14 protein-coding genes, 1 tRNA gene and 1 rRNA gene are annotated in these 25,261 nt (G+C 71.8%); 3 read left to right on the top strand and 13 right to left on the bottom strand.

Annotation, left to right across the window (positions count from 1 at the left end; translation table 11 throughout):
* Positions 1–14: 14 nt before the first annotated feature.
* Positions 15–5,078, top strand: a complete 5,064-nt coding sequence (locus tag ACGFT1_RS05285; protein WP_373907685.1) for an ATP-dependent helicase — start codon at positions 15–17, stop codon at positions 5,076–5,078.
* A 41-nt stretch (positions 5,079–5,119) separates the two neighbouring features.
* A complete protein-coding gene (locus ACGFT1_RS05280) occupies positions 5,120–5,965 on the top strand; it encodes a DNA-formamidopyrimidine glycosylase family protein (RefSeq protein WP_373907684.1) in 846 nt (281 codons plus the stop codon).
* 123 nt (positions 5,966–6,088) lie between these two features.
* Here ACGFT1_RS05280 and ACGFT1_RS05275 read toward each other — a convergent pair whose 3' ends face one another.
* The 10 genes from ACGFT1_RS05275 to ACGFT1_RS05230 all read right to left on the bottom strand — a co-directional run bounded on the left by ACGFT1_RS05275 (position 6,089) and on the right by ACGFT1_RS05230 (position 20,991).
* On the bottom strand, positions 6,089–6,364 hold the full coding sequence (locus ACGFT1_RS05275) for a hypothetical protein (protein ID WP_373907683.1): 276 nt from the start codon (positions 6,362–6,364) through the stop codon (positions 6,089–6,091).
* A gap of 137 nt (positions 6,365–6,501) precedes the next feature.
* A complete protein-coding gene (locus ACGFT1_RS05270; RefSeq protein WP_373907682.1) occupies positions 6,502–6,972 on the bottom strand; it encodes a Dps family protein in 471 nt (156 codons plus the stop codon).
* A gap of 199 nt (positions 6,973–7,171) precedes the next feature.
* Positions 7,172–7,543, bottom strand: a complete 372-nt coding sequence (locus tag ACGFT1_RS05265; RefSeq protein WP_373907681.1) for a helix-turn-helix domain-containing protein — start codon at positions 7,541–7,543, stop codon at positions 7,172–7,174.
* A 109-nt stretch (positions 7,544–7,652) separates the two neighbouring features.
* Positions 7,653–8,198, bottom strand: a complete 546-nt coding sequence (locus ACGFT1_RS05260; RefSeq protein WP_373907680.1) for a CinA family protein — start codon at positions 8,196–8,198, stop codon at positions 7,653–7,655.
* Entirely contained in the window at positions 8,195–8,965 is a 771-nt protein-coding gene (gene pgsA, locus ACGFT1_RS05255) for a CDP-diacylglycerol--glycerol-3-phosphate 3-phosphatidyltransferase (RefSeq protein ID WP_373907679.1), read from the bottom strand. The genes ACGFT1_RS05260 and pgsA overlap by 4 nt, the downstream gene beginning before the upstream one ends.
* Positions 8,962–10,434, bottom strand: coding sequence for a 30S ribosomal protein S12 methylthiotransferase RimO (gene rimO / locus ACGFT1_RS05250; RefSeq protein ID WP_373907678.1), 1,473 nt, complete (start codon positions 10,432–10,434; stop codon positions 8,962–8,964). The genes pgsA and rimO overlap by 4 nt, the downstream gene beginning before the upstream one ends.
* A gap of 90 nt (positions 10,435–10,524) precedes the next feature.
* Complete coding sequence (locus ACGFT1_RS05245) at positions 10,525–11,361, bottom strand: helix-turn-helix domain-containing protein (protein ID WP_373907677.1); 837 nt, start codon at positions 11,359–11,361, stop codon at positions 10,525–10,527.
* 278 nt (positions 11,362–11,639) lie between these two features.
* Positions 11,640–14,414, bottom strand: coding sequence for a DNA translocase FtsK (locus ACGFT1_RS05240; protein ID WP_373907676.1), 2,775 nt, complete (start codon positions 14,412–14,414; stop codon positions 11,640–11,642).
* 124 nt (positions 14,415–14,538) lie between these two features.
* Positions 14,539–15,219 (bottom strand): response regulator, encoded by a 681-nt coding sequence (locus ACGFT1_RS05235; RefSeq protein WP_356825372.1) that lies wholly within the window; start codon positions 15,217–15,219, stop codon positions 14,539–14,541.
* A 312-nt stretch (positions 15,220–15,531) separates the two neighbouring features.
* Complete coding sequence (locus ACGFT1_RS05230; RefSeq protein WP_373907675.1) at positions 15,532–20,991, bottom strand: HAMP domain-containing protein; 5,460 nt, start codon at positions 20,989–20,991, stop codon at positions 15,532–15,534.
* 415 nt (positions 20,992–21,406) lie between these two features.
* Here ACGFT1_RS05230 and ACGFT1_RS05225 point away from each other — a divergent pair, with 415 nt between their 5' ends.
* The gene (locus tag ACGFT1_RS05225) at positions 21,407–24,163 is read left to right on the top strand and encodes a SpoIIE family protein phosphatase (RefSeq protein WP_373907674.1); all 2,757 of its coding nucleotides are present in this window, start codon (positions 21,407–21,409) and stop codon (positions 24,161–24,163) included.
* 38 nt (positions 24,164–24,201) lie between these two features.
* On the opposite strand, the gene ACGFT1_RS05220 is transcribed toward ACGFT1_RS05225, so the two are convergent.
* The 3 genes from ACGFT1_RS05220 to rrf form a co-directional block, all read right to left on the bottom strand.
* Positions 24,202–24,274: transfer RNA gene (locus ACGFT1_RS05220), tRNA-Thr, on the bottom strand.
* 84 nt (positions 24,275–24,358) lie between these two features.
* Entirely contained in the window at positions 24,359–25,036 is a 678-nt protein-coding gene (locus ACGFT1_RS05215) for a DegT/DnrJ/EryC1/StrS family aminotransferase (RefSeq protein ID WP_373907673.1), read from the bottom strand.
* A 101-nt stretch (positions 25,037–25,137) separates the two neighbouring features.
* Positions 25,138–25,254, bottom strand: a 5S ribosomal RNA gene (gene rrf, locus ACGFT1_RS05210).
* Between the last annotated feature and the right edge of the window lie 7 nt (positions 25,255–25,261).

Raw genomic sequence — 25,261 nt, 5'->3', positions numbered from 1 at the left:
TGCAGGATGGACGCATGGTCAGCTCCGCACACCGAGCCCTGGACGGCTTCTCCCCCGCGACCCGCGGCTGGTTCACGGGGGCGTTCTCCGCGCCCACCGCGGCCCAGGCCGGCGCGTGGCAGGCCATCCGGGAGGGCTCGGACGTGCTGGTGGTCGCCCCGACCGGCTCGGGCAAGACACTGGCCGCGTTCCTCGCCGCCCTGGACCAGCTGGCCTCGGCCCCGCCCCCGGCCGATCCGAAGAAGCGCTGCCGGGTGCTGTACGTGTCGCCGCTGAAGGCGCTCGCGGTCGACGTCGAGCGCAATCTGCGCAGTCCGCTGACCGGCATCCGCCAGGAGTCCGTGCGCCTGGGCCGGCCCGAGCCCGAGATCCGGGTCGGCATCCGCTCCGGTGACACCCCCGCCGCCGAGCGCCGCGCGCTGTCCACCCGCCCGCCGGACATCCTCATCACCACCCCCGAGTCGCTGTTCCTGATGCTGACGTCGGCCGCGCGCGACGCGCTGGCCGGCGTGGAGACGGTGATCCTGGACGAGGTGCACGCCGTCGCGGGCACCAAGCGCGGCGCGCACCTCGCGCTCTCCCTGGAGCGGCTGGACGAGCTGCTGCCGAGGCCCGCCCGCCGGATCGGCCTGTCGGCGACCGTGCGCCCCGTGGACGAGGTGGGCCGGTATCTGTCGCCGCGCCGCAAGGTGGAGATCGTCCAGCCGGAGTCCGGCAAGGAGTTCGACCTGTCCGTGGTCGTCCCGGTCGAGGACATGGGGGAGCTGGGCGGTTCCCCGGCGGCCGACGCGGCCGGGGGCGGTGAGCGGCCGTCGATCTGGCCGCAGGTGGAGGAGCGGATCGCCGACCTGGTCCAGTCCCACCGCTCCACGATCGTCTTCGCCAACTCCCGTCGGCTGGCGGAACGACTGTGCAACCGGCTCAACGAGATCGCGTACGAGCGCGCCACCGGCGAACCCCTGGACGAGCACCACTCCCCCGCCCAGCTGATGGGCGGCTCGGGCGCGGCCCAGGGCGCGCCCCCGGTGATCGCCCGCGCGCATCACGGCTCGGTCTCCAAGGAGCAGCGTGCCCTGGTGGAGGAGGACCTGAAGGCGGGCCGGCTGCCCGCGGTGGTCGCCACGTCCAGCCTGGAACTGGGCATCGACATGGGCGCCGTGGACCTCGTCGTGCAGGTCGAGTCCCCGCCCTCGGTCGCCTCGGGCCTGCAGCGCGTGGGCCGCGCGGGACACCAGGTCGGCGCCGTCTCCACCGGTGTGGTCTTCCCGAAGTACCGGGGGGACCTCGTCCAGGCGGCCGTGGTCACCGAGCGGATGCGCACGGGAGCCATCGAGTCCCTGAGGGTCCCCGCGAACCCACTGGACGTCCTCGCGCAGCAGCTGGTCGCCATGACGGCGCTGGACACCTGGCAATACGACGACCTGCTCGCCGTGGTCCGCCGCGCCGCCCCGTTCGCCTCGCTCCCCGAGTCCGCGTTCACGGCGACGCTCGACATGCTCGCGGGCCGCTATCCGTCGGACGCGTTCGCCGAGCTGCGCCCGCGCGTGGTGTGGGACCGGGTGGCCGGGACGGTCACCGGCCGGCCCGGTGCCCAGCGTCTCGCCGTCACCTCCGGCGGCACGATCCCGGACCGCGGCCTGTTCGGGGTCTTCCTCGCCGGTTCCGACCCCAAGAAGGGCGGCGGCCGGGTTGGTGAGCTGGACGAGGAGATGGTCTACGAGTCCCGGGTGGGCGACGTCTTCACGCTGGGCACGAGTTCCTGGCGCATCGAGGACATCACCCGCGACCGCGTCCTGGTCTCCCCCGCGCCGGGCGTACCGGGCCGGCTGCCCTTCTGGAAGGGCGACCAGCTCGGCCGCCCGCTCGAACTGGGCCGCGCGGTCGGCGCGTTCCTGCGCGAGGTCGGCTCGCTGTCCAAGGACGACGCCCGGCTGCGCCTGCTCACCGCGGGTCTGGACGCCTGGGCGGTGGACAACGTGCTGTCGTATCTCGACGAGCAGCGCGAGGCCTGCGGCCATGTCCCGGACGACCGCACGATCGTCGTGGAGCGGTTCCGGGACGAGCTGGGCGATTGGCGGGTCGTCGTGCACTCGCCGTTCGGCGCCCAGGTCCACGCCCCCTGGGCGCTCGCCCTCGGCGCGCGCCTGTCCGAGCGGTACGGCATGGACGCGCAGGTCATGCACGCCGACGACGGCATCGTGCTGCGCCTGCCCGACGCCGACCTGATGGGCCTGGACCTGCTCGACCGGGAGCCGGTGAAGTCCGGCACCGAGTACGACGGCGACCAGGCCCCGGTCGGCGCGGCGGACATCGCCTTCGACAAGGGCGAGGTCGACCAGATCGTCACCGACCAGGTCGGCGGCTCGGCGCTGTTCGCCTCCCGGTTCCGCGAGTGCGCCGCCCGCGCGCTGCTGCTGCCGCGCCGTACCCCGGGCAAGCGCACCCCGCTGTGGCAGCAGCGGCAGCGGGCGGCCCAGCTGCTCCAGGTGGCGAGCGAGTTCGGTTCGTTCCCGATCGTCCTGGAGGCGGTCCGCGAATGCCTCCAGGACGTCTTCGACGTTCCCGGGCTGGTGGAGCTGATGGGCGACCTCGAGTCCCGCAAGGTGCGCCTGGTCGAGGTCACCACCCCGGAGCCGTCACCGTTCGCCCGCTCCCTGCTGTTCGGGTACGTCGCCCAGTTCCTGTACGAGGGCGACTCCCCGCTGGCCGAGCGCCGCGCCGCCGCGCTGTCCCTGGACTCGCGACTGCTGGCCGAACTGCTGGGCCGGGCGGAGCTGCGCGAACTGCTCGACGCGGAGGTGCTGACCGAGCTGGAGCGCGAACTCCAGTGGCTCACGGAGGACCGCCGGGTCAAGGACGTGGAGGGAGTCGCCGACATACTGCGCCTGCTCGGCCCGCTGACCGACGCCGAGCTGGTCGCACGGGGCGCGGACCCGCAGTGGGCGCGGGAGCTGGCCGGTGCCCGCCGGACCATCAGGGTGCGGATCGCGGGCGCCGAGCACTGGGCGACCGTGGAGGACGCGGGCCGGCTGCGCGACGCGCTCGGCACGGCGCTGCCCGTCGGTGTCCCCGAGGCCTTCACCGAGCCGGTCAAGGACCCGCTGGGCGACCTCCTCGCGCGGTACGCCCGCACGCACGGCCCGTTCACGTCGGCCACGGCGGCGGCCCGCTTCGGCCTGGGTGTCGCGGTCACGGAGGGCGCCCTGCAACGGCTCGCCGCCAACGGCCGAGTCGTCCAAGGCGAGTTCCACCCGGCGGGCATCGGCCAGGAGTGGTGCGACGCGACCGTACTGCGCCGCCTGCGCCGGCGCTCCCTGGCCGCCCTGCGGCACGAACTGGAACCCGTGCCACCCCCCGCGCTCGCGCAGTTCCTGCCGCAGTGGCAGCACATCGGCAAGGGCCACGGGCTGCGGGGCGTCGACGGACTGGTGCGCGCGGTGGAGCAGTTGCAGGGCGCCTCGGTGCCCGCCTCCGCGCTGGAGAAGCTGGTCCTGCCCTCCCGCGTGGCGGCCTACACGCCCTCGATGCTGGACGAACTGACCGCCGCGGGCGAGGTGGTGTGGGCCGGAGCGGGCGCCCTGCCCGGCAAGGACGGCTGGGTCTCCCTCTACCTGGCCGACGCGGCACCGCTGCTGCTGCCGTCACCGCACCCGCTGGAGCTGACCCCGCTGCACCAGTCCGTCCTGGACGCCCTCCTGGGCGGCTACGGCCTGTTCTTCCGGCAGATCGCCGACCAGGTCCGGGCCACCGCCCACCCGGAGGCCACCGACCCGCAACTGGCCGACGTGCTGTGGGACCTGGCCTGGTCGGGCCGGCTCACCAACGACACGCTGGCGCCGATGCGTTCCCTGCTGGGCTCGGGCCGTACCGCGGGCTCGACGGCGCACCGTGCCAAGCGCAGCATCCCGCGCGGCCGGTACGGCTCCCCGACGGCCGCGGCGCGCACCGCCTCCCGCACCGGCCCGCCGACCGTCGCCGGCCGCTGGTCGCTGCTGCCCGCGGCCGAGCCCGACGCCACCGTGCGCGCGCACGCGCTGGCCCGCACGCTCCTGGACCGGCACGGCGTGGTCACCCGCGGCGCGGTCTCCGCGGAGGGTGTGGAGGGCGGCTTCTCGGCGGTGTACCGGGTGCTGTCCGTGTTCGAGGAGAGCGGCCAGGCCCGGCGTGGTTACGTGGTCGAGGGCCTGGGCGCGGCCCAGTTCGCGATGGACGGTGCGGTGGACCGCCTGCGTGCGGTGGCGAACGCCCGCGAGCGGTCGCAGGGCCTGCCCGTCCCGGCCGGTCCCAGCGGCTTCGGGGGCCCGGGCGGCGCGAACGGTTTCGCCGGCCCGGGCTTCCCCAATCCGTTCGACGCTCCGTTCGACGCGCCCTTCGGCACAGCCGACGGCACTCTGCACGGCCACACACCCCCCGGCACCTCCGACGGGGCCGACGGCGGTCTCGCCCACCCCGGTCTGGACGGCGACTTCACGTGGCCGCCGGAGGACCGCGCCACCACCGCCGGTGACCGCGCGTCGCGCGGCCTCGCCGACCCCTTCGCCTCCCCCGGCTACGGCGGCCCCCGCGGTAGCGGTCCCTCCCCCTACGCCTCCACCCCCGGTGGCTCCCGCTCCTACGGCTCCGCCCCCTTCGGTCCGGCCGCGCACCGGAGCCAGGGCAACGGCCGTACGGGGGCCCCGGCACCCGACCCGCGTGCGGTGGTTCTCGCCGCGGCCGACCCCGCGAACGCCTACGGCGCCGCCCTTCCCTGGCCGGAGCCGCCGACCGGAGCCGGGCACAAGCCGGGCCGCAAGGCGGGCTCGCTGGTCGTCCTGGTGGAGGGCGAACTGACGCTGTACATGGAGCGCGGCGGCAAGACACTGCTGGCCTGGCCCGCCGCCCCGGACACCGACATCCCCGACGACCCCCGCCTCGGTACGGCCGCCGAGGCGCTGGCCGCGGCGGCGCGCGCGGGTTCGCTCGGCACGGTCACGGTCGAGCGGATCAACGGCGTCCAGGCCCTGACCTCGCCCGTGGGCACCCTCCTGGAGACGGCGGGATTCGTGGCGACACCCCGCGGCCTGCGCCTGAGAGCGTGACCGGCACCGTGGCCGCGCCGAGCGCGTGGCACCCTTGACGCATGCCCGAAGGTGACACGGTCTGGCAGGCCGCGCGGCGGCTGCACGAGGCCCTCGCGGGCAGGGCGCTGACCCGGAGCGACTTCCGGGTGCCGAAGTACGCGACGGTGGACCTGGCCGGCCGCACGGTGCTGAACACGATCCCGCGCGGCAAGCACCTGCTCACCCGGTTCGAGGGCGGTCTGACCCTGCACACCCATCTGCGCATGGAGGGAGCGTGGAAGGTGTTCGGCACGGGCGAGCGCTGGCGGGGCGGCCCGTCGCACCAGATCCGCGCCGTCCTCACCACCGCGGACCGCGCGGCCGTCGGCTACCGCCTCACGGTCCTGGAGCTGCTGCACACGACCGACGAGGAACGGGTCGTCGGCCACCTCGGCCCCGACCTGCTCGGCCCGGACTGGAATCCCGGGCGCGCCCTGGCCAACATCCTCGCGGACCCGGCCCGTCAGCTCGGCGAGGCCCTGCTCGACCAGCGCAACCTGGCCGGCATCGGCAACGTGTACAAGAGCGAGCTGTGCTTCCTACTCGGCGTGACCCCCTGGCTGCCGGCCGGCGCACTCCCCGCGGACCGCGCCGAGAAGCTGCCCCTCCTGGCCAAGAAGCTGCTGGAGGCGAACCGCGACCGCCCCGTCCGGCAGACCACCGGCCTGCCCCGGCAGGACCTGTTCGTCTACGGCCGCGCGTCCCGCCCGTGCCTGCGCTGCCGCACCCCGGTGCGGGTGGCCGACCAGGGCGACGGCTCGCAGGAACGGCCCACGTACTGGTGCCCCACCTGCCAGACGGGCCCCACTCCCGCACCGGGCTCACCGCAGCGCTGGCGCGAGAAGTACCCCCGCCGCACCGGCTGACCGCCCGCCACCGAGGCATCCCGGCACCTCGCCACCGCCACGCCCCGGCACCGCCGCACGTCACCACCCCGCACACCGGCACCCCCACGCCCCCAACCGTCACACGCCGGCGCCACCGCGCCTTCACGGGGAGTCGGGCACCTCACCCGAAGGGGGCTGCGGCGCCGTGACGATGTCGTCCGCCCGCCAAGCGGCCTCCCAGCGGCCGGCGGGCACGGCCCCGGCCGCGCGCCGCTTGGGCGCGCAGTGCACGGGCAGCAGGCTCAGCCCCCAGCCGCCCACCACGACGGCACCTTCCAGCACACCCGGGCCCTCGCCCATGGCGAGCCGCAGCGCGGCCCACCACCAGGCGGCGCCGCAGCCGAGCGCCACCCCATAGCGCACTATTCGCCCCACCATGCCCGCCACCACCTCCAGCCGGACGCCAGAGCGTCGCCCGTCCCGCTCGGGAGGCGCACCACGGGCTCACCGAAACAACGCCGGACCACTCGCTCCACCGACGGCCCGGCACCGGGCCGTCGTCCTCCGGTGAGCCGCTAGGCGTGCTCCGCCTGGAACATCCAGTGATGCTTCTCCAGGTCGGCGGTGATGCCGATGAAGATGTCCTGGGACACCGGGTCCGCCTCGCCGGTCGCGTTCACCCGTTCCCGCATGCGGACGATCACCGCACCGAGCGCGTCCACCATCGTGCCGACCGCGTCCGTGTCCTTGACCCATCCCGCCGGGGCGGTGCCGATGCCGCTCCCGGACGCCACCGAGGCGGCGCGCCCGTCGGGCGGGACGCCCAGCGCCGAGGCCCGCTCGGCCACGGTGTCGGAGTGGGTGCGGGCGGAGTCGACCACCTCGTCGAGCTGGAGGTGGACGGAGCGGAAGCGGGGCCCGACGACGTTCCAGTGGATCTGCTTGGCGACCAGGGCGAGGTCCACCAGGTCGACGAGGGCACCCTGGAGGGCCTCGGACACGGTCTTCAGGTCCGCGTCGGCCAACGGGCTCTTCACAACGTACATCCGCTTCCTCCGGTGCTTCGGCCCCGTCACGTCCCTCCACGATGACCGCACCGCCCGACTCCGGCAAACGGACGAAGGACCGGGAGCCCGCGCGGGGCGCCGTGAGGAAGCGGAAGCCCCGGCCGGCTTCCCAGGGGTCACTGGGGAGAGCCGGCCGGGGCCTCACTCGTATCGGTTTTTCGGGCCGCGTGGGCGCACCCTAGGCGGCGACCACGTCCACGGCCTCCGCGGGTGCCTTGATGGTCACCCGTTCCGGTGGCACGCCGGTCACCGAGACGGAACCCAGCATCGGCCGGACCGGCGCGGGCACGTGCTGGGCCGCGGCGGACTGGGCCAGTTCGGCGAGCGCCAGTTCGTCGCTCACCTCTCGCATGAGTTCCGACATCCGTACGTCCAGCGCGTCGCAGATGGCGGCGAGCAGCTCGGAGGAAGCCTCCTTCTGCCCCCGCTCCACCTCGGAGAGATAGCCGAGCGAGACTCGGGCGGACGAGGAGACTTCGCGCAGAGTACGGCCCTGGCGTTGGCGCTGCCGACGCAGCACGTCACCCAGCAGGCGACGGAGCAGAATCATCGGTGGCTCCCTCCTCGGACCGCGTAGCCGCATCCTTCTCGCCCCACCGTACCGCCTCGCGCCGCGGCCGTGCGGGGAGCGATGTCGTGTTCACTCAGGGCTGCAAACATCAATACCCCCCGTTCCGTTCCGTATCCTGTGCCCGCTCATTCCCGGTCTGTTCGCCCGCAAGCCGCTCCAGAAGCACTGCGAGTACGCTCCGTACACTCTCCATACGAATTTCCGTACGGCTGCCGTTCAACCGCAGACCCTCCACTTTTCCGCCACCGGCAGAACCGGTCCGGGCGGTGGACGGTCCGGCGACGGCGACGTACACCGTCCCGACGGGTCGGCCGTCCTGGGGGTCGGGGCCGGCGACCCCGGTGGTCGCTATGCCCCAGTCGGCTCCCAGCGCCTCACGGACTCCGGCCGCCATCTCTGCCGCGACCTGCGGATCCACCGCTCCCCGCTGGGCCAGCAGAGTGGCGTCCACGCCCAGCAGCCGGTGCTTCAGCTCGGTGGCGTAGGCCGTGACCGAGCCCCGGAACACCCGGGACGCCCCGGGCACACCCGTGATCTCCGCGGCTACCAGGCCCCCGGTCAGCGACTCGGCGACGGCGAGGGTCTCGCCCCTCACTGTCAGTAGTCGCACCAGCTCGGTGGCCGCGGAACTCACGCTTCCTTCTCCTCCAACGCCGCCGCGCGCTCGGCGATTCCCTGCCGCCGCAGCACAATGGCCTGTCTTACGTAGTCGAGGCCGGTGACGACCGTGAGGACGACCGCCGCGGCCATCACCCAGAACCTGAGGCTGGCCAGCCATCCCGTCAGCGGCAGGACGTACATCCCGACGGCCACGCCCTGGGTGAGCGTCTTGAGCTTGCCGCCCCGGCTGGCGGGGATCACGCCGTAGCGGATGACCAGGAAACGCAGCAGGGTGATGCCCAGTTCCCGGCCGAGGATGACGACCGTGACCCACCACGGCAGATCGTCCAGCGCCGACAGGCAGACGAGCGCCGCCCCCATGATCGCCTTGTCGGCGATGGGGTCGGCGATCTTCCCGAAGTCGGTGACCAGGTCGTACGTGCGCGCCAGATGCCCGTCGAACAGGTCGGTGATCATGGCGACGGCGAAGGACGCCCAGGCCAGCGAGCGCCAGGCCGGGTCGTGACCGCCGTCGGCCAGCATCAGGGCCACGAAGCCCGGCACCAGGACCAGCCGGAGCATCGTCAGCAGATTGGCGACGTTCCAGACGCTGGCCTGGTTGACGGCCGCGGCCGCGATCTTCCCGCCGCGGGCCGGCTTGCCGCCGCCCTCGTGGGCCGTGGTCGGGCCCGAAGCAGAACCGGAGACCTCGGACGTGTCGCCGTCGGCAGCGGCGGCGGTGCCCGGAGTGCCCTGCGCGCCGGAGGAGCCGCCCGCGGCGGATGCCGGGACTCCGGTCATCTGCCCGCCTCCTCACTACACGCGAGCGAGCCGGTCAGCGGCTCGGCGACCAGGTCGACACCTTCCGTACCGACCACCTTCGCCTCGACCATACGTCCGACCCGCAGGCCGGCGCCGCTCGTGAGCAGGACGTGGCCGTCGGTCTCCGGGGCCTGGTGCTCGGCCCGGCCGTGGACGCCCTCCTCCTCGTCGACGGACTCCACCAGGACGTGGACGGTCTCGCCGACGCGCTCCTCGGCCCGCTGCGAGACGAGTTCCTCGGCGAGCCGGGAGATCCGCGCCAGCCGCTCGGCGACGAGGTCCTCGTCCAGCTTGTTCTCGTACGTCGCCGCTTCCGTGCCGTCCTCGTCGGAGTAGCCGAAGACGCCGATGGCGTCCAGCCGGGCGCCGTTGAGGAAGCGCTCCAGTTCGGCCAGGTCGGACTCGGTCTCGCCGGGGAAGCCGACGATGAAGTTGGAGCGCACGCCGGCCTGGGGTGCCTTGCCTCGGATGGTGTCGAGCAGTTCGAGGAACCGGTCGGTGTCGCCGAAGCGGCGCATGGCGCGCAGCACGTCGGGCGCGGAGTGCTGGAAGGACAGGTCGAAGTAGGGCGCGACCTTCGGCGTGGAGGTCAGCACGTCGATCAGGCCCGGGCGCATCTCGGCCGGCTGGAGGTAGCTCACCCGCACCCGCTCGATGCCGTCGACCTCGGCCAGCTCCGGCAGGAGGGACTCCAGCAGGCGGATGTCGCCGAGGTCCTTGCCGTAGGAGGTGTTGTTCTCGGAGACCAGCATGATCTCCTTGACGCCCTGCTCGGCCAGCCAGCGGGTCTCGTTGAGGACGTCGCTGGGGCGGCGGGAGATGAAGGAGCCGCGGAAGGAGGGGATGGCGCAGAACGAGCAGCGCCGGTCGCAGCCCGAGGCGAGCTTGACCGAGGCGACGGGGGCGCCGTCCAGCCGGCGGCGCAGCGGCGCGCGGGGGCCGGAGGCGGGCGCGACCCCCTCGGGGAGGTCGGCCGGGGCGTGTCCCGGCAGCGCCACCGCCGTGGCCGACTCCTGTCGCTCGGCGGGGCTGATCGGGAGCAGTTTGCGCCGGTCGCGCGGAGTGTGAGCGGCGTGGATGCCGCCGGAGAGGATGGTCTGGAGACGGTCGGAGATGTCCGCGTAGTCGTCGAAGCCGAGCACGCCGTCGGCCTCGGGCAGCGCTTCGGCCAGCTCCTTGCCGTACCGCTCGGCCATGCACCCCACGGCCACCACGGCCTGGGTTCTGCCGTGGTCCTTGAGGTCGTTGGCCTCCAGCAGGGCGTCGACGGAGTCCTTCTTGGCGGCCTCCACGAAACCGCAGGTGTTGACCACGGCGACGTCGGCGTCCGCGGCGTCCTCGACGAGCTGCCAGCCGTCCGCCTCCAAACGGCCTGCGAGCTCCTCGGAATCCACCTCGTTACGAGCGCAGCCGAGAGTGACGAGTGCGACGGTACGGCGTTCAGGCATGGGCTCAAGACTACTTCGTCCCGCTGACAGCCCATGTCGACGGGGTTGGCCGAGGCCGGCCGACTCCGTCACATCCGCGCCGCGGGCCGGTCAGCCGGCCACCGGGTCGCCCTTGGTGTAGGTCAGCCGCTCCACCGCGCCGGGCTTGAAGGTGTCGTCGATCTTCTTGCCGTTGACGTACAGGTCGATGGCGCCCGCGTCGCCCAGGATCAGGTTGATCTTGGTGCTGTCCTGGAACGTCTTCGACTCGCCCTTCTTCAGCAGCCCGTCGAAGAGCATCCGGCCGTTGTGGTCCTTGGCCGAGATCCAGCTGCGTCCGTCGGGCGCGCTGACCTGGACGGTCACCTTGTCCTGGGGCGCGGCGGCGATGGCGCTGTCGGAGGGCTCGCCGGTCGGCGCGGCGGGCTTCGCCTTCTTCGGCGTCGCCGAGGCGGTCTTGCCGGCGGCGGGCGTGGCGCCCTCGGCGACCTGCGCCCGGGAGCCGCCGTCGCCGCCCTTGACGGCGGTGAACCCGACGAAGCCGATCACCACGACGATCGCGGCGACCATGGCCGCGGTCCAGTTCGGGCCGCGGCGCTCGGGCCGGATCCGCTCCGCCTCGAACATGGGTGCGGCGGGGGTGGGTGCGGGACGGCCGCCGTGCTCGGCGTCGTACCGGGCGATCAGCGGACCGGGATCGAGGTGGACGGCCCGGGCCAGCGTCCGGATGTGCCCCCGGGCGTACACGTCGCCGCCGCAGGGGGTGAAGTCGTCCGCCTCGATGGCGTGCACGATGGCGAGTCGGACGCGAGTGGCACTGCTGACGTCGTCCACCGTCAGCCCGGCCGCGATCCGCGCCTGCTGCAAGGCACGGCCTACGGAGGGCCGGGCCTCGTGGAACTCGTCTGGGATCGGACGCTCGTCTTCAGGGGAGTTGCCGAGGGACACGGGGGCGCCTTTCGAGCGTGTAGCCACCTGTGCTGGAAGCTCAGTCTAGGGGGGGTACGAAAGGGTGGGGCAAGCGGGCGGCGGGACTTTGTACGCCGTCGGATCGGCCCGGAACACCGACGGCCGGACAGGCTGGTACCCCAGGATGGAGGGCCTACCTGTCCTCTCGCTCAACTGGACGTACGACCAAGGGAAACGGTTGCTCACCGATGTCTAACGGGTGGGTCACGGGGTCCGGCCGGTCGGCGTAACCCACGTCCGCCGGACGCTCCTTCGCGCTACCCCTCACTCTCCCCGCGTATGACCGCGAGCACGCCGTCCAGTTCGTCGGGTTTCACCAGGACGTCACGCGCCTTGGAGCCCTCGCTCGGTCCCACGATGTTGCGGGACTCCATCAGGTCCATGAGCCGCCCGGCCTTGGCGAAGCCGACGCGCAGCTTGCGCTGGAGCATGGACGTCGACCCGAACTGGGTGGAGACGACCAGTTCGGCCGCCTGGCACAGCAGGTCGAGGTCGTCGCCGATGTCCTCGTCGATCTCCCTCTTCTGCTTGCTGCCGACCGTGACATCGTCCCGGAAGACGGGCGCCATCTGGTCCTTGCAGTGCTGGACGACGACCGCGACCTCCTCCTCGGTCACGAACGCGCCCTGCATACGGGTCGGCTTGTTCGCGCCCATCGGCAGGAACAGGCCGTCGCCCTTGCCGATCAGTTTCTCGGCGCCCGGCTGGTCGAGGATGACCCGGGAGTCGGCGAGGGAGGAGGTGGCGAAGGCCAGCCGGGAGGGCACGTTGGCCTTGATCAGACCGGTGACCACGTCCACCGACGGGCGCTGGGTGGCGAGCACCAGGTGGATGCCGGCCGCGCGCGCGAGCTGCGTGATGCGCACGATCGCGTCCTCGACGTCCCGCGGCGCCACCATCATCAGGTCGGCCAGCTCGTCGACGATCACCAGCAGGTACGGGTACGGCTGCAGCTCCCGCTCGCTGCCCTCGGGCGGCTTGACCTTGCCCTCGCGCACCGCGCGGTTGAAGTCGTCGATGTGCCGGTATCCGTAGGCGGCCAGGTCGTCGTACCTGAGGTCCATCTCGCGCACGACCCACTGCAGTGCCTCGGCGGCCCGCTTGGGATTCGTGATGATCGGCGTGATCAGGTGCGGGATGCCCTCGTAGGCGGTCAGCTCGACGCGCTTGGGGTCGACGAGGATCATGCGGACGTCTTCCGGGGTCGCCCGCATCATGACCGAGGTGATCAGGCAGTTGATGCAGGACGACTTGCCGGAACCGGTCGCGCCGGCGACCAGCATGTGCGGCATCTTCGCCAGCGAGTGCATGACGTACCCGCCCTCGACGTCCTTGCCGAAGGCGACCAGCATCGGGTCGTCGTCCTCGGCGGACTCCGCGAGACGCAGGACGTCACCGAGGTTGACCATCTCCCGGTCGGTGTTCGGGATCTCGATGCCGACCGCGGACTTGCCGGGGATCGGGCTGATGATCCGCACGTCGGGGCTGGCCACCGCGTAGGCGATGTTCTTGGTGAGCGCGGTGATCCGCTCGACCTTCACGGCGGGGCCCAGCTCGACCTCGTAGCGGGTGACCGTCGGGCCGCGGGTGAAGCCGGTCACGGCCGCGTCGACCTTGAACTCCGTGAACACCTGGGTGAGCGAGGCGACGACCGCGTCGTTGGCCGCGCTGCGCGCCTTGCCGGGGCCGCCGCGCCGGAGCAGGTCCAGCGAGGGCAGCGCGTAGGTGATGTCACCGGACAGCTGGAGCTGTTCCGCGCGCGAGGGCAGCTCCCGGGGCACCTCGGGGGCCTTCTTGGTCAGATCCGGCACAGGTCCGGACGCGACCCGTTCCTGCTTCGGCCGGGGCGCCGGGGCGGGCACGGGCGGGGTCGCGGGTGCCGCGACCGGCGAGGGCGAGAGCGGCGGCGCGGACACCGGGGCGGTGGCCTCGCGGTGGTCCGCACCCACCCCCTGCGTGAGGTCGGCGACGAGCGGGGACGGCGGCATGCCGTGCTGCACGGCACCGTCGAGCGCGGCGGCGGCGGCCGCGGCGACGTCCACGGCGTCCGGATGCCGCTGCGGATCCGGCTGGGGCACGGCGGAGCGCCTGGGGCGCCCGCGGCGCTGCGAGAGGGCCTCCTCCTCGGCCCTGCCGGGGTCGTACGCCCGGGGGGCGCGGGCGCGTCCGCGCGGACGCGCCGGCGGCGCCTCGCGCCACTGCTCGTCGTAGTCCTCGCCGTAGTACGCGCCGTCCTCGGCGAACCCGTCGTCCTCGTGGTCGGGCAGCAGCCCCAGGCTCACGCCGAGCGCCCGCAGCCGCTGCGGGACGGCGTTGACCGGGGTGGCGGTCACCACCAGCAGGCCGAACACCGTCAGCAGCACCAGCAGGGGTACGGCGAGCACCTCGCTCATGGTGTACGTCAGCGGGGTGGCCGCCGCCCAGCCGATGAGGCCGCCGGCGTCCCTTATGGCCTGCATGCCGGCGCTGCGCGCGGGCGCGCCGCAGGCGATGTGGACCTGGCCGAGCACACCGACGACGAGTGCCGACAGGCCGATCACGATCCGGCCGTTGGCCTCCGGCTTCTCGGGATGCCGTACGAACCGTACGGCGATCACCGCGAGCAGTATCGGCACCAGCAGGTCGAGCCGGCCGAAGGCGCCGGTGACGAGCATCTTCACCAGGTCGCCGACGGGCCCCTTCAGGTCCGCCCAGGTGCCGGCGGCGACGATCAGGGCGACACCGAACAGCAGCAGGGCGACGCCGTCCTTGCGGTGGGCCGGGTCGAGGTTCTTCGCGCCCTGCCCTATGCCGCGGAAGACGGCGCCGACGGCGTGCGCGAGACCCAGCCAGAGGGCGCGCACAAGCCGGTAGAGCCCTCCGGTGGCGCTGGGAGCCGGCCTCGGCGGCACGGCCTTCCTGGCCGCCGGCTTCCTGGCGGGCGCCTTCCTGGCCGCGGCCTTCTTCACGGCGGCCCTCTTCACCGGAGCCTTCGCGGGAGCTGCCACCTTCTTCGCGGGCTGCTTCTTGGCTGCGGACGGACGTGAGGCCATGGGTGTGAGGTTACCGGGGGAGACGACGGCGGACACGTGTGCCCACAGCTTCACCCGTTCGTGTCGCGCCTGCGGAGGACCGGAACTGACGCCCGCTCATCGGCAACGCGGGACCCGGCACGCGTCAGTTCTGGGACGGCAGGGAGGCACCGCCGCCCGTGCCCGGCTCCAAGGCGTCGAGCGCGCGGCGCAACCCGGTGAGCTTGCGCTCCAGATGGGCCGCCGTGGCGACGGCCGCCGCGTCCGCGGAGTCGTCGTCCAGCTGCTTGGACAGCGCCTCGGCCTGCTCCTCGACGGCCGCGAGCCGCGCGGACAGCTCCGCGAGCAGCCCGGCCGGCTCCCGGCCGGCGACCGCGCCCTTGCCGGCGCCGCCTTCCAACTGGAGCCGCAGCAGCGCCGCCTGCTCACGCAGCTGGCAGTTCTTCATGTACAGCTCGACGAAGACCGAGACCTTCGCGCGCAGCACCCACGGGTCGAACGGCTTGGAGATGTAGTCCACCGCGCCGGCCGCGTAGCCCCGGAAGGTGTGGTGCGGGCCGTGGTTGATCGCCGTGAGGAAGATGATCGGGATGTCACGGGTCCGCTCGCGCCGCTTGATGTGCGCCGCCGTCTCGAAGCCGTCCATGCCCGGCATCTGGACATCCAGCAGGATGACCGCGAAATCGTCCGTGAGCAGCGCTTTGAGCGCTTCCTCCCCGCTCGATGCCCGCACCAGCGTCTGATCGAGCGCAGAGAGGATGGCCTCCAGCGCCAGCAGATTCTCCGGCCGGTCATCGACCAGGAGGATCTTGGCCTTCTGCACCATGGCCCGCCCTCCTCGCCCCGGCGGTACGCCGGGCGCCGCCCCAGGGGACGACTCCCTTTCGCCGCCCGTCCTTGTGCCGGTCATCGTAGCCGCACCCCGCCTGTCGCCACACCCTGTCACCGTGATGTCACTGTGCACGTAGAGGAAACGCGGCGGGGCTCCGGAGGGTTCCCGGAATCCCGCATTCCTGCGTGTTCCCCGCCTTCATGATGCAACAACCTCCGGCACCCTCCCGACGTTCCCGCGAGTTCACGCCACACCCGGCCGCACCGCCCGCCCCACCGCGCCCCGCCGTACCGCGGCCCGCCGCACTCACTGCGGACTCATCCACTGGCGCATCACCGACAGCAGGTGGTCGGGGTCGACCGGCTTGGTGACGTAGTCCGAGGCACCCGACTCGATCGCCTTCTCCCGGTCGCCCTTCATCGCCTTCGCCGTGAGCGCGATGATCGGCAGCCCCGCGAACTGCGGCATCCTGCGGATCGCCGTGGTCGTCGCGTACCCGTCCATCTCCGGCATCATGATGTCCATCAGCACGACCGCCACATCGTCGTGCTGCTCCAGCACCTCGATGCCCTCACGGCCGTTCTCCGCGTACAGCACCGAGAGGCCGTGCTGCTCCAGGACGCTGGTCAGCGCGAACACGTTGCGGATGTCGTCGTCGACGATCAGCACCTTCTCCCCGCCGAACCGCACCACGGGGCCCGGCTGCGAGGTGCTCTCCTGCTCCGGCGCCGCCGTCCACTGCCCGGCCCGCTGCTCCTCCGCCGGCAGGCTGCGCCGGCGGCGCCGGAACAGGGCCGCCGGACCGTTCTGCGTCTCCCGGTACGACTTCACCTCGGCCGGCGTCTCGATCTCCGCGGCCGACAGCTCCAGGGACCTGCGTGCCTCGGAGGCCACCAGGTCACCGGCCTCCAGCGCGGCCACGGGCTGCTGGTAGCCCTGCGGCGGCAGCTCGCTCGGGTGCAGCGGCAGGTACAGCGTGAACGTCGAGCCGCGGCCCGGTTCGCTCTGCGCGTGGATCTCACCGCCGAGCAGCTGCGCGATCTCCCGCGAGATCGACAGGCCGAGCCCGGTCCCGCCGTACTTGCGGCTCGTCGTGCCGTCCGCCTGCTTGAACGCCTCGAAGATCACCCGCATCTTGCTGGCCGCGATGCCGATACCGGTGTCGGTCACCGAGAACGCGATCAGCTCACCCTCGGGATCGACCAGCGAACCGGCCTCCAGCAGTTGCTCCCGGATCGACTGCGGGACCGCCGCGCCGGCGGGCCGGATCACCAGCTCCACCGACCCGGAGTCGGTGAACTTCACCGCGTTGGACAACAGGTTCCGCAGCACCTGGAGCAGCCGCTGCTCGTCGGTGTGCAGGGTGGCCGGCAGCTCCGGGGAGACCCGCACCGACAGGTCCAGGCCCTTCTCCGCGGTCAGCGGCCGGAAGGTGGCCTCCACGTAGTCCACGAGCTGCACGAGCGCGATGCGCGTCGGGGAGACGTCCATCTTGCCCGCCTCGACCTTCGACAGGTCGAGGATGTCGTTGATCAGCTGCAACAGGTCCGACCCCGCGCCGTGGATCGTCTCGGCGAACTCCACCTGCTTGGGCGACAGGTTGCCCTCGGCGTTGTCGGCGAGCAGCTTGGCCAGGATCAGCAGCGAGTTGAGCGGCGTGCGCAGCTCGTGCGACATGTTGGCGAGGAACTCGCTCTTGTAGCGCATCGACACCGCGAGCTGCTCGGCACGCTCCTCCAGGACCTGCCGGGCCTCCTCGATCTCGGTGTTCTTCACCTCGATGTCCCGGTTCTGCCGGGCCAGCAGCTCGGCCTTCTCCTCCAGTTCGGCGTTGGAGGCCTGGAGCGCCTTCTGCCGGTTCTCCAGCTCGGCCGACCGCTCCCGCAGCTGCTCGGTCAGCTCCTGCGACTGCTTGAGCAGCTTCTCGGTCTTGGTGTTGACCGAGATGGTGTTCACGCTGGTCGCGATCATCTCCGCGATCTGATTGAGGAAGTCCTTCTGGATCTGCGTGAACGGCGTGAAGGACGCCAGCTCGATCACGCCGAGCACCTCGCCCTCGAACAGCACCGGCAGCACGATCACCTGCGCGGGCGGAGCCTCGCCGAGCCCGGAGGCGATCTTCAGGTAGCCGCTGGGCGCCCTGTCCACCAGGATCGTGCGCTTCTCCTCGGCGGCCGTGCCGATCAGCGCCTCACCCGGCCGGAACGACGTCGGCATGGAGCCCATCGAGTAGCCGTACGAGCCCAGCATCCGCAGCTCGTAACCGTCCTCGCCGCCACCGGTCGCCTTGCCCTCCATCAGCGGCATCGCCAGGAAGAACGCGCCGTGCTGCGCGGACACCACCGGCGTCAGCTCGCTCATGATCAAGGAGGCCACGTCCTCCAGGTCCCGGCGGCCCTGCATGAGCGCGGAGATGCGGGCCAGGTTGCCCTTCAGCCAGTCCTGCTCCTTGTTGGCGATCGTGGTGTCGCGCAGGTTGGCGATCATCTTGTTGATGTAGTCCTGGAGCTCCTGGATCTCGCCGGAGGCGTCCACGTCGATCTTCAGGTTGAGATCGCCGCGGGTCACCGCGGTCGCCACGCGCGCGATGGCACGCACCTGCCGGGTCAGGTTCCCGGCCATCTCGTTCACCGACTCGGTGAGGTCCCGCCAGGTGCCGTCGACGTCACGCACGCGTGCCTGGCCGCCGAGCTGCCCCTCGGTGCCCACCTCGCGGGCCACGCGCGTGACCTCCTCGGCGAAACTGGACAGCTGGTCGACCATCGTGTTGATCGTCGTCTTCAGCTCCAGGATCTCACCGCGCGCGTCGATGTCGATCTTCTTAGTCAGGTCGCCCTTGGCGATCGCGGTGGTCACCATCGCGATGTTGCGGACCTGACCGGTCAGGTTGGACGCCATCTGGTTCACCGATTCGGTGAGGTCCTTCCAGGTGCCGGCCACCCCGGGTACGTGCGCCTGGCCGCCCAGGATGCCGTCCGTGCCCACCTCACGGGCCACCTTGGTGACCTGGTCGGCGAACGAACTCAGCGTCTTGACCATCGTGTTGATGGTGTCGGCGAGCTGCGCGACCTCACCGCTGGCCTCGATCGTCACCTGCCGCGTCAGGTCACCGTTGGCGACCGCCGCGGCCACCTGGGAGATGTTCCGCACCTGCATGGTGAGGTTGTTGGCCATCAGATTGACGTTGTTGCTGAGGTCCTTCCAGATGCCGGTGACCCCCGGCACGTGCGCCTGCCCGCCCAGGATGCCCTCGGTGCCCACCTCGCGGGCCACCCGCGTCACCTGCTCGGCGAAACTGGACAGCTGGTCGACCATCGTGTTGACCGTCGTGACCAGTTCGAGGATCTCGCCCTTGGCGTCGACCGTGATCTTCTTCGACAGGTCGCCCTTCGCGACCGCCGTGGTGACCTCGGCGATGTTGCGCACCTGGATGGTCAGGTTGTTCGCCATGAAGTTCACGGACTGCGTGAGGTCCTTCCAGGTGCCGGAGACACCCTGGACCTCGGCCTGCCCGCCGAGCATGCCCTCCGTGCCCACCTCACGGGCGACCCGCGTGACCTCCTGGGCGAACGACGACAGCTGGTCGACCATCGTGTTCAGCGTGTTCTTCAGCTCCAGGATCTCCCCGCGCGCGTCCACGGTGATCTTCTGGGACAGGTCACCGCGCGCCACCGCCGTGGCGACCTGCGCGATGTTGCGCACCTGCGCGGTGAGGTTGCCGGCCATGCCGTTCACGGAGTCGGTCAGGTCCCGCCACACACCGGCGACCCCGGGCACCTGCGCCTGCCCGCCGAGCCGGCCCTCCGTACCCACGTCACGCGCGACCCGCGTCACCTGGTCGGCGAAGGCGGACAGCTGGTCCACCATCGTGTTGATCGTGTTCTTCAGCTCGAGGATCTCGCCGCGCGCGTCGACATCGATCTTCTGCGACAGGTCGCCGTTGGCCACCGCCGTGGTCACCTGCGCGATGTTGCGCACCTGCGAGGTCAGGTTGCCGGCCATGAAGTTGACGGAGTCCGTCAGCTCCTTCCAGGTGCCGGACACCCCGTCCACCCGGGCCTGCCCGCCGAGGCGGCCCTCCGTGCCCACGTCCCGGGCCATCCGCGTGACCTGGTCGGCGAACGAGGACAGCTGGTCCACCATCGTGTTCACGGTGTTCTTCAGCTGGAGCATCTCGCCGGACACGTCCACGGTGACCTTCTGCGACAGGTCGCCGTTGGCCACCGCCGTGGTCACCTGCGCGATGTTGCGGACCTGCCCGGTGAGGTTGCGGAACGCGGTGTTGACGGAGTCCGTCAGGTCCTTCCACGTCCCGGCCGCACCCGGCACCTGCGCCTGGCCGCCCAGCTCGCCCTCGACACCGATCTCCCGCGCGACCCGCGTCACCTCCGCACCGAACGAGGACAGCTGGTCCACCATGCCGTTGACGGTGTTCTTCAGCTCCAGCATCTCACCGGCCACGTCCACGGTGACCTTCTGCGACAGGTCACCGCTGGCCACGGCGGTCGTCACCGCGGCGATGTCCCGCACCTGCGTGGTCAGGTTCCGGAACACCGTGTTGACGGAATCCGTCAGGTCCTTCCACGTCCCGGCCGCACCCGGCACGTTCGCCTGCCCGCCGAGCCGCCCCTCCGCGCCGACCTCGTTCGCCACGCGCGTGACCTCGTCCGCGAAGATCCGCAGCGTCTCGGTCATCTGGTTGATCGTCTCGGCGAGCTGCGCGACCTCGCCGCGCGCCGGAACCGTCACCTTCTGCGACAGGTCACCACTGGCCACAGCCGTCGTGACCTGCGAGATCCCGCGGACCTGCGCGGTCAGGTTGCCGGCCATCGTGTTGACGGAGTCGGTCAGCTCCTTCCACACACCGGCCACCTCGGGCACCCGCGCCTGACCGCCCAGGATGCCCTCGGTGCCCACCTCCCGGGCCACCCGCGTGACCTCGGAGGAGAAGGACGACAGCTGGTCCACCATCGTGTTGACGGTGTTCTTCAGTTCCAGCATCTCGCCGGCGACATGGACGGTCACCTTGCGGGACAGATCACCCCGGGCGACCGCCGTGGTCACCAGCGCGATGTCCCGCACCTGCGCCGTCAGCCGGTACGCCATGGTGTTGACGGACTCCGTCAGGTCCTTCCACGAACCCGACATCCCGCGCACCTGGGCCTGCCCGCCGAGCTTGCCCTCGGTGCCGACCTCGCTGGCCACGCGCGTGACCTCGTCCGTGAACGTCGACAACTGGTCGACCAGGTTGTTGACGGTACGGCCGACCTTCAGGAACTCACCGCGCAGCGGATGCCCCGTGCCGCCGTCCGGCCCCTGCGTCCGCAGTTCCATGCGGGGCGAGAGATCACCCTCGGCGACCGCCGTGAGCACCCGACTGACCTCCGAAACGGGCCAGACGAGATCGTCCACCAGCGCGTTGGAGTTGTCGACGGCCGCCGCCCAGGAGCCCTCGCAGGCCCCCGTCTCCAGCCGCTCCGTGAGCTTCCCCTCACGCCCGACCATGCGCCGCACCCGCGACAGTTCGCCGGTGAGGTGCAGATTGCGGTCCGCCACCTCGTTGAAGACGGCGGCGATCTCCGACATCACGCCGTCCCCGGACACCGTGAGCCGCTTGCGGAAGTTTCCGTCCCGCATCGACACGAGCGCCGCCAGCAGCCGGTTCAGGGCCGCCGTGTCCACCTCGGTGGTCGCGCCGCTCCTGCCTGGGGTCGGTCCGCCCTTCGCGTGCGTCCTCGTGCCCCGCGTCGCCGCGCCAGACTCCACTGTGTCCCTCCCGGAGGGGTAGACCGCTACTGCTGTGCCGGCCGCTTCCGCCCGGAGTGCCGTCATCGGCACACCGGGCACTCGGCGCACCGGTTACTGCTGCGTGTTCCTGCCAGTTCCGCTCAGACGGGATCCGGCCTCACCAGGGGCTGCTGCCCGCCCGTACGGAACGCACGCAGCCCGACCCGACCTCCATCGCAAGCCTGCCCAGTGTTTCACCCCGGCCGAACCAGGCCATAACAGTTCGGCAGCTTCGCACATCGTCCGCACACCGTGGGGGGTGAACACCGGCGACCGGCATCCGCTCGGACCGTGAAGGTAAGTAACCTTGCAAGCGGCTGTCCAGCCGCACCGGTCCGACCGGCCTGGGCGGTGGCACGAGCACGAGCGGGCATCGGAGGGGCGGCCGCACACCATGACCACCGGAGTGATCCCCGAGGGACAGCCCCCGGAGCCACAGCCGACGGGCGAGGCGATGCCGCAACAGCGGCGCGAGCCGGCCGGCCCCGCAGCGCTGCCCTCCGACGACCGGCCGAGGAGTTCTGTGATCACCGCGCGCGCGGCTGCCAGTTTCGAGCCCGTCGGACGATCGGTCGCGACCGCCCGGTCCTTCGTCCGCGACACCCTCCAGGGCTGGGGGTTCGCCGACATCGTCGACGACGCCGTCGTCCTGACCAGCGAGCTGGTGACCAACGCGGTCGTCCACGCGGGCACGCACGCGGAGGTGCTCTGCCTGCGCACCGAGGACGGCGTGCGCATCGAGGTCTCCGACCGCTACCCGGAGCGCGAGGTCCCCGTCCAGAGCAGCGCAGTCGCCATGGGCAGCCCCGACCGCGAGGGCGGCCGCGGCCTCCAGTTGTGCGCGGCCCTGGCCACCCGCTGGGGCGTGGACTACACCCCCACCCACAAGAACGTCTGGTTCCAGCTCAACCTGCCCGCACGCGCGGTCGGCACCCGCACCGCCGGCCCCGCTCTGCCCGCCGACCTGCTCCCGCTGGCCGACGGGCGGGTCCGCGTCGCGGTCCTCCAGGCCGACCGCAAGGGCACCGTCAGCTCCTGGAACGAGGACGCCGAGGAACTGTTCGGCTTCCCCGCGGCCGAGGTCGTCGGCAAGCCCCTCACCGAGCTGGCGGCCTGGCCGCACACCCCGGGCACCGGCACCGGCATCGCCGAGGCCTTCCAGCTGTCCCGCTGGGAGGGCACCTACGGCATCCGCGGCGCCGACGGCCGCGTGGTCCAGGTGTACGCCTCCCACCTGCGGGTGCGCGACACCGGCGGCGAGCCGTCCACCGTCTGCCTGCTGGTCCGGGACCACGAGCGCGCCGTCCTCCAGACACCGTCCCGCGTCCCGGCAACCGACCAGGCCTCGTCCGGCGACGGGCAGAACACCGATCCGTTCGAGGTGTTCATCGGCTCACCCGCCCCCGACGACCTCGACGGCCTGCTCCAGCGCACGGTGGAGCGCGCCCGGGACATGCTCGACGGCGACTCCGCGTTCCTGCTGCTCGCCACCGACGACGAGACGGAGCTGGAGGTCCGCGCCTCCACCGGCCTGCCTTCCGCCCGCCAGCGCTTCGCACGGGTGCCCGTCGACGCGGGCCCCGGCCGCTACGGCTCCGCGCGCATGCCCGCCGTCCATGACGACCTGGCCGCCGTCCCCGGCGCCGTCCCGCTGCTCGCCGGCACCGGCATGCGCTCGGTCGTCACCGTCCCGCTGAAGGTCGAGGGCCGCCTGACCGGCTCCCTCGGCGTCGCGGCGGAGGCACCCGGCCGCTACACCAACGAGGAGGCCCTGCGCCTCCAGTTCGCCGCCGACCGCATCGCCCTGGCCGTCGAGTCGGCCCGCCTCGGCGAACTGGAACGGTTGCGCCGCGGCTCGCTGAGCTTCCTGGTCGAGGCCTCCGACCTGCTCGCCGGCACCCTGGACCGGGACCAGACGCTGGCCCTGATGGCACAGATGACCGTCCCCACCCTGGCCACCTGGTGCGCGGTGTACACCATCGCCGACCAGGCGTCCGAGCCGTACCTGTCGTACGTCCTGCATGAGGACGAGGAACTCATCGACGGCATCAAGTCGTTGCTGTCGAAGGTCTCCCCGCCGGATCCGGTGCCCACGCCCGGCGCCCGCGTCTGGACGATTCCGGGTGAGGTCGCCCACCAGGCGGCACTGCGCAGCTCCATGCGCAGCCTGGGGCTGGCGGGCGGCTCCACCCAGTTCTCCTCCGCCATCGGGCCGACGCTCGCGACGGCCTCCGCCGTCGGCGGGGAGACGGTCGTGCTGCCGCTCGTCGCCCGCAACCGCGTCATCGGCATGCTGACCCTCGGCAAGCCCACCGACGAGCACTTCCGCCAGGAGAACCTGGAGCTGGCCGAGGACCTGAGCCGCCGGGCCGCCCTCGCCCTGGACAACGCCCGCCTGTACTCGGAGCGCACGGCCATCAGCCAGGCACTCCAGCGCAGCCTGCTCCCGCCGGGCCTGCCGCACATCGACAACGTCGAGGTGGAGGTCATCTACCGCGCGGCCGGCGAGGGCAACGAGGTCGGCGGCGACTTCTACGACCTCTTCCCCATCGGCGACGGCGCGTACGGATTCGCCATCGGCGACGTCTGCGGTACGGGCCCGAACGCGGCGGCGGTCACCGGCCTGGCCCGGCACGCCCTGCGCCTGCTGGCCCGGGAGGGACTGTCGGGGCCGGCGGTCCTGGAACGCCTGAACTCCGCGATCCTCGACGAAGGCGACCGCAGCCGCTTCCTGACCCTCCTCTACGGCGAGCTGCGCCCGCAGGAGGACGGCAGCGCCGAGCTGAAGGTGGTCTGCGCCGGCCACCCGCTGCCACTGCGGCTGCGCCAGGACGGCACGGTCGTGGCGGCGGCCGAACCGCAGCCACTGCTGGGCGTCATAGAGGACCTGGAGCTGTACGAGGAGACGGTCACCCTCGACCCCGGTGACGTGCTGCTCTGCGTCACGGACGGCGTCACCGAACGGCGGGAGGGTACGCGCATGCTGGGCGACGACGGCCTCGCCGACGTCCTGACGACGTGCACGGGCCTGACGGCGGGGGCGGTCGCGGCACGCATCATGCGCGCGGTGGAACGCTTCGCCTCGGACGCCCCGTCGGACGACATGGCGATTCTGACGATGCGGATCCCGGAAATCCACCAGGAGGCATGAGAAAGGCCCCACCCGGAAGGGTGGGGCCTTTTCGCCGGAGCCCCCAAACGGAATCGAACCGTTGACCTTCTCCTTACCATGGAGACGCTCTACCGACTGAGCTATAGGGGCCGGTCGCTTTCGAGGTTTCCCTCGCGGCGACGAAGAAACTGTACCCCGGACAGGGCCGAGTTCCCAAATGCGTTCGGTGCCCGTTCAGAAGGCGGGCTGGAGCAGTCCGCCGAGCGCGTTGCAGGCGGAGACGATGCGCTGCATCTCGCGTTTCGTCAGTGAGGCGTCCACCGGGAGTGCGAGCGTCTCGTCGGCGGCCAGCTCGGTCTCGGGCAGTGACACGCGGCGGCGGAACTCCGGCAGCCGGTGCACGGGTGTCTTCACCGGCACCCGGCAGTCGACTCCCTTGGCCCGCAGGGCGCGTGCGAAGGCGTCCCGGTCCGGCCGGCCGTTGCCGGGCACGCGGACGACGTACTGCTGGTAGGTGTGCCCGTCCCCGCCGTCCGGCGTCCGGACGCCCTTGAGTCTGGCGTCGAGGTAGCCGGCCCGCTCCCTGCGCTGCGCTGTCTCGTCGTAGGGCGCCTCGGACTCGGCGTGTTCCAGCACGAGCAGCCCGTGGCGCTGTCCGAGTGCGAGCAACCGCCCCATCTCGGCCCGCCGTCCGAAGCGGTGCACGGCAACGGCGGCCGCGGTACGGGAGGTTATGGCCGCGTCGATGGCCTCCGGGGCGACGCAGTAGGTCACCGGGTCTATGTCGGCGAACACCGGGAGCGCGCCGGCCCTTATCACGGCCTCAGCCACCTCGGCGTTCCCGAAGGCCGGTACGACGACCTCGTCACCGGCTCCGACGCCGGCGGCCCTGAGCAGTGCAGCAGTTCCCATGTGCTGGATGCTGGGCGCGCAACGTGAACGACACGTTACGCACAACAGAAAAAGGCCGGACCCTGAACCGAAGTTCAGGGTCCGACCTTTTCTCAAAGATTGTTCGGCGGTGTCCTACTCTCCCACAGGGTCCCCCCTGCAGTACCATCGGCGCTGTGAGGCTTAGCTTCCGGGTTCGGTATGTAACCGGGCGTTTCCCTCACGCTATGACCACCGAAACACTAT

The sequence above is a fragment of the Streptomyces sp. Y20 genome, assembly GCF_043195475.1.
Lineage (GTDB): Bacteria > Actinomycetota > Actinomycetes > Streptomycetales > Streptomycetaceae > Streptomyces.
This window is presented reverse-complemented; position numbering and strand designations above follow the sequence as displayed.

Bases quoted from the DNA above. Each gene is read 5' to 3' on its own strand.
- ACGFT1_RS05285 (WP_373907685.1), top strand. From the start codon at position 15: ATGGTCAGCTCCGCACACCGAGCCCTGGACGGCTTCTCCCCCGCGACC.
- ACGFT1_RS05280 (WP_373907684.1), top strand. From the start codon at position 5,120: ATGCCCGAAGGTGACACGGTCTGGCAGGCCGCGCGGCGGCTGCACGAG.
- ACGFT1_RS05275 (WP_373907683.1), bottom strand. From the start codon at position 6,364: ATGGTGGGGCGAATAGTGCGCTATGGGGTGGCGCTCGGCTGCGGCGCC.
- ACGFT1_RS05270 (WP_373907682.1), bottom strand. From the start codon at position 6,972: ATGTACGTTGTGAAGAGCCCGTTGGCCGACGCGGACCTGAAGACCGTG.
- ACGFT1_RS05265 (WP_373907681.1), bottom strand. From the start codon at position 7,543: ATGATTCTGCTCCGTCGCCTGCTGGGTGACGTGCTGCGTCGGCAGCGC.
- pgsA (WP_373907679.1), bottom strand. From the start codon at position 8,965: ATGACCGGAGTCCCGGCATCCGCCGCGGGCGGCTCCTCCGGCGCGCAG.
- rimO (WP_373907678.1), bottom strand. From the start codon at position 10,434: ATGCCTGAACGCCGTACCGTCGCACTCGTCACTCTCGGCTGCGCTCGT.
- ACGFT1_RS05240 (WP_373907676.1), bottom strand. From the start codon at position 14,414: ATGGCCTCACGTCCGTCCGCAGCCAAGAAGCAGCCCGCGAAGAAGGTG.
- ACGFT1_RS05235 (WP_356825372.1), bottom strand. From the start codon at position 15,219: ATGGTGCAGAAGGCCAAGATCCTCCTGGTCGATGACCGGCCGGAGAAT.
- ACGFT1_RS05225 (WP_373907674.1), top strand. From the start codon at position 21,407: ATGACCACCGGAGTGATCCCCGAGGGACAGCCCCCGGAGCCACAGCCG.
- ACGFT1_RS05215 (WP_373907673.1), bottom strand. From the start codon at position 25,036: ATGGGAACTGCTGCACTGCTCAGGGCCGCCGGCGTCGGAGCCGGTGAC.